The organism is Streptococcus sp. 2741, assembly GCF_013276315.1.
In the GTDB taxonomy this organism is placed as follows: Bacteria; Bacillota; Bacilli; order Lactobacillales; family Streptococcaceae; genus Streptococcus; species Streptococcus pseudopneumoniae.
Genome location: NZ_VMKU01000011.1, coordinates 1 through 11,107 on the forward strand (window position 1 = coordinate 1; position 11,107 = coordinate 11,107).

The window sequence follows — 11,107 nt, forward strand, 5'->3', positions numbered from 1 at the left end:
TGTGAGGCTAGAGAGCCAAGGCTAAGACTAGCCTTGGTTTAGCTGAAAAAACAGCTTCAAGGGTTCCTCGTGTCAAATGAAAGCAAAATAATTGCCCTCAATCTCACCATTTTTTGGGGCATCATCACTTTCGATTGACACTACTTTTTTAAAATTTTTTAATTAATTTTACAACTGCTTCCGTTCGAGCTGTATGTGGGAACATATCGACCGACTGGATATAATGAAGATCATAGACTTCTACTAAGCGTACCAAATCACGAGCCAAGGTCGAAACATTACAAGAAATATAGACCATTTTTTCTGGTACATAAGTAAGAATAGTATCTAATAACTTATCATCCAGACCTGTACGTGGTGGGTCAACAATCAAAGCATCTGCTCGGTAGCCTTCCTTGTACCAACGAGGAATAATCTCTTCTGCTGTTCCAGCTTCATAATGAGTATTGTCAAATCCCATTCTTTTGGCATTTCGCTTGGCATCTTCAATGGCTTCTGGAATAATATCCATACCTCTGAGTGTTTTTACTTTCTTTGCGAAGGCAAATCCAATCGTTCCAACTCCACAATAAGCGTCAATCAAATGGTCTTCTTTATCAACATCCAAGGCTTTTACCGCCTCGTTATAAAGAACTTCTGTTTGTTCAGGATTTAGTTGATAGAAAGCTCGAGGAGATAGTGAGAATTCATAGTCGAGTACACCTTCTTGAATACTCTCTTCTCCCCAGATAATCTCTGTCTTTTCACCATAAATCTCACTGGTTTTAGCTGTATTTGTATTCACAGCTACTGTCACAACTTCTGGAAAATCTTTAATTAAGTCTTTTACTAGTTGGGTTAAATTAAGCTGACGATTTGTAACAATAATAATCTGAACCTGTCCAGTCTTTCTTGCTCGTCGAACCATAATAGTCCTAACACCTAGAACTTTTCTCTCATCGGTGATTGGAATTTGGTGAAAAGTAAGTAATTCCGCTAGACGATTAGCAATCACTTGGGTTTCCTTGTCTTGTACCAGGCAATCTTTCAACTCTACTAAATAGTGAGAGTTTTGTGCATATAAGCCCGCCTTGACCTGATTTTTAAATTTTCTAGTCTGAAATTGTAACTTAGCTCTGTAATATTTTGGTTCCTGCATTCCAATAGTTGGACGAATTTCATAGTTTTCATATCCTGCAGGAGCAAATTTTTTCAGCGCTTGATGAAGCAAGTCCGTCTTGAACTCCAGCTGCTTATCATAATGCAGGTGCATGATTTGGCAGCCTCCGCACTCATTATAAATAGTACAAGCTGGCACAACGCGGAATTTAGACTTCTTGTTGACCTTTAATAATTTCGCTTCAACAAAGTTACGTTTAATAGAAGTAATCTGACAATAGATATCTTCGCCTTTGAGAGCACCGGGTACAAAGACTAATGTTTTTTGGTAAAAGCCGATTCCCTCACCATTAATTCCCATGCGCTTGATTTTTAATGGTATTTTTTGTTTCACTTTCAGATTCATACCCCTATCTTATCACATTTTGAGTTATAATAGAACTATGAAAATCACAAAACTTGAAAAGAAAAAAAGACTCTATCTGATGGAGCTTGATAATGGCGACAAATGCTATATCACCGAAGATACAATTGTTCGTTTTATGTTATCGAGAGATAAGGTGATAAGCGAAGAGGAATTGAAAGAGATTCAAGACTTTGCTCAATTTTCTTATGGTAAGAATCTGGCCCTCTACCACTTATCCTTTAAAGCACGCACTGAAAAAGAAGTCAGAGAATATCTGAAAAAATACGATATTGATGAAAACATCGTTTCTCAAGTCATTGATAATCTCAAAGAAGATAATTGGATTAATGATAGCCAATACGCTTATGCTAGCATCAATGCCAATCAACTTTCAGGAGACAAGGGGCCTTATGTACTGACTCAGAAACTAGCACAAAAGGGGATTTCAAAATCTACTATAGAAGAGAACTTGAAAGAATTTGATTTTTCGGAAGTTGCTCAACGTGTAGCCAATAAACTATTGAAAAAATATGAGGGAAAACTTCCAGCTCGTGCCTTGCAAGATAAGATAATCCAGAACTTGACTAACAAGGGCTTCTCTTATTCTGATGCTAAAATTGCCTTTGACGACTTAGATAGCCAAATTGACGAAGAAACGACTCAAGAACTCATCTTCAAGGAACTTGATAAGCAATATGCTAAGTATGCCAGAAAGTATGAAGGATACGAACTGAAGCAGCGTTTAACTCAAGTTTTAGCACGAAAGGGCTATGATTTTTCGGATATAGCAAGCGCTCTTAGAGAATATCTTTAATATTTCCAAGTGAAATTCACAGATTTTAGATAATTTTATGGTACAATAGTAAATGATAAACTTATAAATTGTAGAAAGTTGGTTAGTTATGAAGCTTCCAAAAGAAGGCGACTTTATTACAATTCAAAGTTATAAGCATGATGGGAGTCTCCACCGAACTTGGCGGGACACCATGGTACTAAAAACAACAGAAAACGCCATTATTGGTGTCAACGATCACACACTTGTTACCGAAAGTGATGGTCGTCGTTGGGTCACTCGAGAACCGGCTATTGTTTACTTTCACAAGAAATATTGGTTTAATATCATTGCCATGATTCGTGATAATGGAACTTCTTACTATTGCAATATGGCTAGCCCCTACTATCTGGATGAAGAAGCACTGAAGTATATTGATTACGATTTGGATGTTAAAATTTTTACAGATGGGGAAAAACGTCTCTTGGACGTTGAAGAGTACGAGCGTCACAAACGCAAAATGAATTATTCTGATGACTTGGACTATATTTTAAAAGAACATGTCAAAATTCTTGTTGATTGGATTAACAATGAACGTGGTCCTTTCTCAGAAGCCTATATAAACATTTGGTACAAGCGCTATGTAGAACTAAAGAATCGGTAAAGTTGTCAAAGGTCAGGAACAAAATCCTGACCTTGTTTTTTGGTAGTATAAAATAAATTGTATAAACACAAAAAGGAATAAATCCATTATAGCAGAGTTACAACACATTACTAGGAAGAGATTTATGCAGAATTCGTAAAATATATAAAACAAATAGATATGCTGTTATTTTTTAATGTCTTTATTCCTTGTAAGTTTACAACAAACTTATATCGTTTAATACAAAAAATACGAAAATGATTAGTATAAAAAATACAGGTCAACTTCGTATCAAAAACATTTTTTTGTATTTCCACATAGCATCAATCATTTAGTACAACATTTTAAAAACAATATCTCGACAGAGAAAATGATACTTAATCTACCAGCTCATTTAATCGTTTTTGAAAATATAAAGCAATACTTTTAGATTCAATAAACTCAAAATATTTTATGACATTGTTCATTTGTTTAATTCCAGATTCTTTAGATTCAGTCAGATATATTTTATATCCTTCTACAAATTTGAATGTAGATTTTTCAAAAACTTTTGTGTCATCTTTTAATAATTTTTTTAATTTCATTTCAAAGTAGTCTGCATATATTAGATGTGAATTTTCAAGGCAACAGAACCAAAAATTTAAACAAGCTGACACAACTAAATTTCTATTCTTACCGATTTTTTCGTAATAATGTGTACGCTCTAGTATTTCTTTTCCAACTCTGTAAATATAATCTATTTCAAAAAGATGATATAAATTACCAATCAGCGTTATCTCATAGGACTCCCATCGTTCCTTCTGGAATAAATAGTCATACACTAAATTTAGATCATCTCTACTAACTACATGATTACAATCTATCTGATTTAATAATCCCTGAACCATAATTGTATTTATTTTATGAGTTTTTTCCCCACTCTTCTCAAAAAGTTTTTGTTGCTCATTTTTTATTTCCTCCAATCCTTTAGTATTCAAACTATAAAAATTTGGAGATAAATTAACCAAAAAATCATCAAACTCCGATCTTTTATAATTTTCTAGGTAATTACAAAAATTCTCTATCGAAACATTGATATTTGATAATAATTCAAAAAACGTTGAAAGAGAAATTTCATTTTCTCCCCTTTCAAACCTAGAGAGTTGAGATTTTGATATAGAATCAGCTGCAGCATACTCTAAAGAATATCCGTTTAATTTTCTAAAATATCGAAAAGCTTCTCCGTAATTTTTCACACTTTCATTCCCTTAACTTTCTTTTCGAGCGATAAACATACCATATTCTTTAGGAATGATCAACATACCATTATTAAACTCACTTTCCAATCTTTTACGTATTATTTCCTCTTCTAGTGAACCTATTTCTGAAATTCCTTTAAACGATTGGATGTATTTAACTAGGTCATCTATACTAGTTACCTGTAACTCATCATCATAGAGTAATGTATCGACAGAGTTAAAACACCTACTCAGGTACCTTTTACCATTTTGTAAAGTAAACGTTTTATTTTCTAAATCTTGATTAACCTCATCTTTAAATAAATTTGCCAAATAATCTACAACTCCATTTTCACCAAATGTAGCACAGTAAAAAACACCTCCTGTTTTTAAGACTCTATTCACCTCAGATAGCGCTCTAGGAATATCATTCACATGATGTAGAAGCATATTAGCAATAACAATATCAAACGTTTCATTCTCAAAAGAAATCTTTTGAATATCCATTATCTCATAGTTGACATTGTCTCTATTTCCAATCACTGACTTCGTTGATTTTACCATATCTTTAGAAAAATCTGTAACAATCAACTGCTTCATTTTATCTATAGAATCACTATTGCTTTTCCACAGTTCTCCTGTACCACATCCTAATTCTAGAACCTTTATTTCATCAGTGATTTGGTAGTTAGAAAATATCCAATTATTAAATCCCAATTTATTTTTTGAATACTTCTTATGCAATTCTACTCGAATATCAAGATTATCATGACTTTTATATTGTTCAATTACTTTATCAATCATTTTAAATGACCTCCACTCTATAATTTGGCATTATATCACAAGAATAAAGATAGTGTTAAATAAGTTGTATAAATGCAAAAAAGGAATATTCCGTTATAGCAAAGTTGTAACACATTTCTATAAAGAAATTTATTCCTACGACTCAGTTTGGCATGCTTAACTTCCTAACTCAAAAACAAAGCATCGATTAATTTATCCGTTCTTCTTTTGAAACAGATTTGAACTGATAATTGCTCGTTTTAATTTAAAAAGCTCTTTTGAGCAAAACTTCATTTTTTTAAGAGTCCAACAATTTCTGTCTATCGCTTTTCTACTAGCAAAAAACCTACCTTGAGGCAAGTTTTCATTTATATATCTAATTTCGTAATAGTATAGTAAAATGAAATAAGGACAGTCAAATCGATTTCTAACAATGTTTTAGAAGTAAAGGTGTACTATTCTAGTTTCAATCTACTATAAATTTGATATGAGAATAGTCTTTCTCAACATCCTTATCCAACAAGCATGCTGTGGCGTCCTTCTTAACTTGAACCAGGTCAATATTCTGGGCTTGGGCTGCATAGACGCAGCCACAATAATATTGACGATAGATATCATACTCCTCACACATCTCTACTGAACGTTTGTAGCCTTGATTTTTCTTGAAATCGTTGGGAAGATAGTGGGTCGTGTAAATTTTTTGCACATCGATTCTGATGCTATTGATGGTTTGAGAATTCTTATGAGGACTGATGGTCAAGGCTGAACCAAAGTAGTCAAAGCCCAAGTCCATAGCCACTTGCGCTGTTTTATCCAGTCGGTAGTCAAAACAAACCTTGCAACGGTCGCCACCTTCAGGCTCTTCTTCCAGTCCTCTGACTAACTTACGTTATTCATTTGGTTCATAGGGAGCCTCTAGGTACTGAACCACATCTCCTGTCCTCTCATTGAAATCACTGACAAATTTTTGGGTGACGTAAGCCCGCTTATGGTATTCTGCCTTGGGATGGATATTAGAATTAGCAAAATAGATGGTCACATCTGCATACTTGGTCAAATATTCTAGGGTATAGGTACTGCAAGGGGCGCAGCAAACATGCATGAGAATGGTTGGCCGATGCTCATTTTTCTCTCATACTTGTACCATCTTCTGCATGACACGGTCATAATTAATCTTCTGATTGGGGTTCATCTTGCTCAGAATTTCTTCTACATCGATCATGTTATTCTCCTTTTTCTAGTCTTATTTTATCATATAAATTAGGAGAGCTCAAATCAATTTAGAAGTGAATAGCATAAAAAGGAGGGGTAGGCATTCCCTCCTTTTGTGTTTTTTATAAGTTGTTTTCTATAGAAAGCTTACATCATGCCGCCCATCATGCTTGGATCCATTGTCGGAGCCGGAGCTACTGGTTCTGGTTTATTGGCTACAACTGCTTCCGTAGTCAAAATCAAGCTGGCTACAGATGCTGCATTTTGAAGAGCTGAACGGCTCACTTTAACTGGGTCGATGATTCCCTCTTCAATCATGTTGATCCACTCGCCAGTTGCTGCGTTGAAGCCTGTACCAACTTCAGCATTTTTCAAACGATCGATAACGATTGAACCTTCAAATCCTGCATTGTGGGCGATTTGACGAACAGGTTCTTCCAAAGCACGGAGAACAATATTGCGTCCTGTTGCTTCGTCTCCTGTCAATTCCAAATCAGCCACGGCTGGGATAACATTTACAAGGGCTGTTCCACCACCTGCAACGATTCCTTCTTCAACAGCTGCACGAGTAGCGTTGAGGGCATCTTCAATGCGGAGTTTCATTTCTTTCAACTCAGTTTCAGTTGCGGCTCCGACCTTAATAACCGCTACACCACCTGACAATTTGGCCAAGCGTTCTTGCAATTTTTCACGGTCAAATTCAGAAGTTGTAGTTTCGATTTGAGACTTGATAACCGCAACACGGTGAGAAATCGCTTCAGGATTTCCTGCACCTTCTACAATAACCGTGCTATCTTTGTCCACGGTCACTCTCGCTGCTTGACCAAGAGCTTCAATTGTCGCATCTTTCAACTCAAGACCAAGGTCTTCTGTGATAACTGTTCCGCCTGTTAAGATGGCGATATCTTCAAGCATGGCTTTGCGACGGTCACCAAATCCAGGTGCCTTGACTGCTACCACGTTGAAGGTTCCACGAATCTTGTTCAAAACAAGAGTTGGAAGAGCTTCGCCATCCACATCATCTGCAATAATCAAGAGTGGACGATTGCTTTGGAGAATACTTTCGAGGAGTGGCAAGATTTCTTGGATATTGGAAATCTTCTTATCGGTAATCAAGATGTACGGATTTTCAAGGTCAGCCACCATTTTTTCGCTATCTGTCACCATATACTGTGAAAGATAACCACGGTCAAACTGCATACCTTCTACAACTTCAAGTTCTGTTTCCATACCACGTGACTCTTCGATAGTGATGACACCGTCTTTGCCAACTTTTTCCATGGCTTCAGAAATGTACTCACCGACTTTTTCAGAACGAGAAGATACGGCAGCAACCTGAGCGATAGCTTCTTTGTTGGCAACAGGGATGGCGTTGTTTTTCAAAGCTTCAACCGCTGCAGCAACCGCTGTTTCAATTCCACGACGAATGCCGATTGGATTTGCTCCAGCAGTGACGTTTTTGATTCCTTCGCGAACGATTGCTTGGGTCAAAACAGTTGCAGTTGTAGTTCCATCACCTGCGATATCATTGGTTTTTGAAGCTACTTCTGATACCAATTTGGCACCCATATTTTCAAAATGGTCTTCTAATTCAATTTCTTTGGCAATAGTCACACCGTCATTGGTGATGAGTGGTGAACCAAATGATTTTTCCAACACAACGTTACGACCTTTTGGTCCCAAGGTTACTTTAACAGTGTCTGCAAGGATATCGACACCACGAACCATAGCTGAACGAGCATCTGATGAAAATTTAATTTCTTTTGACATACTTACTTTCTCCTTCTATTCTTCAATGATTGCCAAGATGTTAGCTTCGCCTACGATGATGTACTTTTCATCGCCATCTTTGACATCAAGACCTGCGTGGGCTTCAACTAAGACACGGTCTCCAGGCTTAACGCTTGGAGCTACCAAGTCACCGTTCAAGGTACGAACACCTTGTCCAGTAGCTACAACTTGGGCTGTTTTTGTTTTTTCTTGGGCTGAGCCTGCAAGGACAAAGCCTCCAACAGTTTGTTCTTTTTCTTCGATTTTCAAGACCACACGGTCTCCTAATGGTTTCAACATCTGTTTTCCTCCATAATGAGATAGATAGTATTAGCACTCTTTATATCTGAGTGCTAATTCATAGTTCTATTGTATCACTTGGTCAGAAATAGTCAAGAAAAAAGTCTGACTTTCTCAAGATAAAAAGCCTGAGACCAACTCAGACTTTTTAATGTTTATACTCAATGAAAATCAAAGAGCAAACTAGGAAGCTAGCCGCAGGCTGCTCAAAGCATTGCTTTGAGGTTGTGGATAAAGCTAACGTGGTTTGAAGAGATTTTCGAAGAGTATTAAAATGGCAATTCTTCCTCTTCCAAAACCAAATCCGCCAAGTCTTGGCCTGCATTATTTTCACGCATGGCACGTTGGGCGCGACTTTCCAAAAGTTGGAATCCTGTGACAAGTACTTCGGTCACATAGTTCATTTGACCATTTTTCTCAAAGCGACGGGTACGCAATTCTCCATCCACTGAAATGAGACTTCCTTTAGTTGCGTAGCTGGCCAAGCTTTCTGCTAGTCTGCCCCAAAGAACCAAATTGACAAAGTCAGCTTCGCGCTCCCCATTTTGATCTTTGTAACGACGGTTCACAGCGATAGTTGCTCGCGCTACTGACTTGTCATTATTGGTTTTGTGCAATTCTGGTGTAGACGTCAAGCGTCCAATCATGATAACTTTATTATACATATTTTCTTCCTCCTACTTATCTATTCGTAGGAAATCAAAAAAAGTTACAGAAATTTGTAACTTTTCGAGGAATTTTTTTATTTTTTATGAACCATGAAACCTGTCGCTTGTTGATTTGCCATAATGGTCATATCTGTAATCTGCACACGACGAGGTTGACTGGTCACATAGACTACTGTGTCTGCAATATCCTGAGCTTGCAAGGCCTCAATGCCCTGATAGACGATTGCAGCACGCTCTTTGTCACCATGAAAACGTACCGCAGAAAAATCTGTTTCGACAATCCCTGGCTGAATGGTCGTCACCTTGATATCCGTTGCGATGGTATCAATTCGCAGTCCATCTGAAAAAGTCTTAACTGCTGCCTTGGTCGCTGAATAAACTGCTGCACCTGCATAGGCATAAATTCCTGCGGTTGAGCCCATATTGATGATATGTCCTTGATTGGCTTTTACCATTGCTGGCAAGAAACAGTGAGTAACTGCCATCAAACCTTTGACATTGGTATCCAGCATGGTCAACATATCCAACTCTTCATAGTCCTGATAAGGTGCTAAACCTAGAGCCAGTCCGGCATTGTTGACCAGAATATCAATCTGACCTATCGTTTCTAGAATATCAAAGCAGACAGTCTTTACCATGGTCATATCCGTGACATCTAGCGGAAAAGTCCAAACTGTTTGATTTGGAAAAGTTTCTGCAAACTCCGACTTGAGGATTTCTAGTCTGTCTATCCGTCGTCCAGTTAGAACGACATTCTCACCCTGCTCCAGATAAGCACGCGCAATTGCTTCACCAATACCTGATGTCGCTCCTGTAATCACTACATTTTTTGCCATCTTATTTCCTTCTATCTGGTCTATCAGATACTGACAACTTCTTAAACAGTCCAGTGCTTAGCTGGATCAAATGGAGTTCCAATAACTTGGTCTTCTGATAATTCAAGCACCCCACGTTTTTGCGGAGCATTTGGCAGATGCAATTCACGAGGACTGCACATCATGCCAAAACTCTTTTCACCACGAAGTTCGCCTGGGAAAATAAGATTGCCTTTGGGCATCATAGCTCCAGGAAGAGCGACAATGGTTTTCAGACCGACACGCGCATTGGGAGCACCTGCAACGATTTGTACTGTCTTGTCTCTTGCGACTGCAACTTGGCAGATGTTGAGGTGATCACTATCTGGATGGGCTACCATCTCGACAATCTCACCAACAACAAACTTAGGCTCCTTGTCATTGACAATTTCTTCTGCAAAACCTTCCGTTTGTAATTCTTGGTTCAAACGAGCGACTTGCTCATCTGATAAAAAGACTTGACCGCGCTCTGCAGTTTCAAACAAACTTGAAACTTCGAAAATATTCCACGCCACTGTTTCCCCACTATCTTTGAGGAAAACACGAGCTACCTTGCCTTTGCGCTCCACATTTAGTTTGGCATCTCCGCTATTTTTCACGATGACCATAAGGACATCACCGACATGTTCTTTATTATATGTAAAAATCATTGTTTCCTTTTTCTCCTATTTCAGTCCTAATAAAAAGTCGTTAATTTGTTGCTTGCTTTTACGGTCGCGATTGACAAAACGGCCGATTTCCTTGTCCTTTTCTAGTACAACAAGGCTGGGGATTCCATAAACATCCCAGAGTTTGGCCAAATCCATATACTGGTCTCGGTCCACTCGAATAAAGGTGAACTCTGGATTGGTCTCCTCAATTTCTGGCAAGGCAGGATAGATATAACGACAATCGCCACACCAGTCTGCCACAAAAAGGAAAACCTTCTTGCCATCTTTTTCTACTAAAGATGCTAATTCTTCTATACTTGCTGGTTGTATCATAAGACTTCCTCCTCATAGACTAGGTCTTCATTTTCATATACAAAGGTATAATGACGACCATCCTCAAAAATGACGCCACCAACCAAGCTCTCTAGACTGCTTTCATAGACTTGAACATAGAGAGTCGCGATTTCCCCCATGTCTGAAAAATGGTCTCGCACAATCGCTGTCAACTCTTCCTGAGTCTTCCTGAGCTTATAGTCATCTGCAACTTTTTTCGTAGCAAGGGCAAAGCTCCCAATACCAAACAGAGTCAGACCTGCCATCCACATTTTTTTAGCTTTCATACCATTCATTTTAACACAAAAAAGGCTTTAGGACAAATGAGGAAGCAGCAGAAAAGCAAGTAAAAAGCCTCTTCCTTTAAGGAAAAGGACTTCTTATACTCAATGAAAATCAAA

The 11,107-nt window shown here is 37.8% G+C and carries 12 protein-coding genes and 1 pseudogene; 2 read left to right on the forward strand and 11 right to left on the reverse strand.

Annotated features, from left to right (window positions below; all coding sequences use genetic code 11):
• Positions 1–148 precede the first annotated feature (148 nt).
• Positions 149–1,504 carry a 23S rRNA (uracil(1939)-C(5))-methyltransferase RlmD gene (rlmD, locus tag HT671_RS01560; RefSeq protein ID WP_001050265.1) on the reverse strand — a complete coding sequence of 452 codons (1,356 nt, stop codon included), beginning with the start codon at positions 1,502–1,504 and terminating at the stop codon, positions 149–151.
• A gap of 37 nt (positions 1,505–1,541) precedes the next feature.
• Here rlmD and recX point away from each other — a divergent pair, with 37 nt between their 5' ends.
• Entirely contained in the window at positions 1,542–2,318 is a 777-nt protein-coding gene (gene recX / locus HT671_RS01565) for a recombination regulator RecX (protein WP_000705091.1), read from the forward strand.
• 88 nt (positions 2,319–2,406) lie between these two features.
• Complete coding sequence (locus HT671_RS01570; protein WP_050261797.1) at positions 2,407–2,940, forward strand: DUF402 domain-containing protein; 534 nt, start codon at positions 2,407–2,409, stop codon at positions 2,938–2,940.
• Between the two features lie 356 nt (positions 2,941–3,296).
• Here the strand turns inward: HT671_RS01570 and HT671_RS01575 are convergent, their stop codons facing one another.
• From HT671_RS01575 to HT671_RS01620, 10 genes and pseudogenes are all read right to left on the reverse strand, one after another.
• Positions 3,297–4,154, reverse strand: coding sequence for an Rgg/GadR/MutR family transcriptional regulator (locus tag HT671_RS01575; protein WP_000800708.1), 858 nt, complete (start codon positions 4,152–4,154; stop codon positions 3,297–3,299).
• Between the two features lie 12 nt (positions 4,155–4,166).
• Entirely contained in the window at positions 4,167–4,940 is a 774-nt protein-coding gene (locus tag HT671_RS01580; RefSeq protein ID WP_050261798.1) for a class I SAM-dependent methyltransferase, read from the reverse strand.
• A 445-nt stretch (positions 4,941–5,385) separates the two neighbouring features.
• A pseudogene (locus HT671_RS01585) lies at positions 5,386–6,141 on the reverse strand (epoxyqueuosine reductase QueH).
• Positions 6,142–6,278: 137 nt separating this feature from the next.
• Positions 6,279–7,901 (reverse strand): chaperonin GroEL, encoded by a 1,623-nt coding sequence (gene groL, locus HT671_RS01590; RefSeq protein WP_138703312.1) that lies wholly within the window; start codon positions 7,899–7,901, stop codon positions 6,279–6,281.
• Positions 7,902–7,916: 15 nt separating this feature from the next.
• Positions 7,917–8,201, reverse strand: coding sequence for a co-chaperone GroES (gene groES, locus HT671_RS01595; RefSeq protein ID WP_000917328.1), 285 nt, complete (start codon positions 8,199–8,201; stop codon positions 7,917–7,919).
• Between the two features lie 269 nt (positions 8,202–8,470).
• Positions 8,471–8,866, reverse strand: coding sequence for a single-stranded DNA-binding protein (locus tag HT671_RS01600; protein ID WP_000282463.1), 396 nt, complete (start codon positions 8,864–8,866; stop codon positions 8,471–8,473).
• 77 nt (positions 8,867–8,943) lie between these two features.
• Positions 8,944–9,705, reverse strand: coding sequence for an SDR family NAD(P)-dependent oxidoreductase (locus tag HT671_RS01605; protein WP_138703313.1), 762 nt, complete (start codon positions 9,703–9,705; stop codon positions 8,944–8,946).
• Positions 9,706–9,746: 41 nt separating this feature from the next.
• Entirely contained in the window at positions 9,747–10,373 is a 627-nt protein-coding gene (ytpR, locus tag HT671_RS01610; protein ID WP_138703314.1) for a YtpR family tRNA-binding protein, read from the reverse strand.
• A gap of 15 nt (positions 10,374–10,388) precedes the next feature.
• On the reverse strand, positions 10,389–10,706 hold the full coding sequence (locus tag HT671_RS01615; protein WP_138703315.1) for a thioredoxin family protein: 318 nt from the start codon (positions 10,704–10,706) through the stop codon (positions 10,389–10,391).
• Positions 10,703–10,993: a DUF4651 domain-containing protein gene (locus HT671_RS01620; protein ID WP_279586913.1), complete on the reverse strand. Its 291-nt coding sequence runs from the start codon at positions 10,991–10,993 to the stop codon at positions 10,703–10,705. The genes HT671_RS01615 and HT671_RS01620 overlap by 4 nt, the downstream gene beginning before the upstream one ends.
• Positions 10,994–11,107 lie beyond the last annotated feature (114 nt).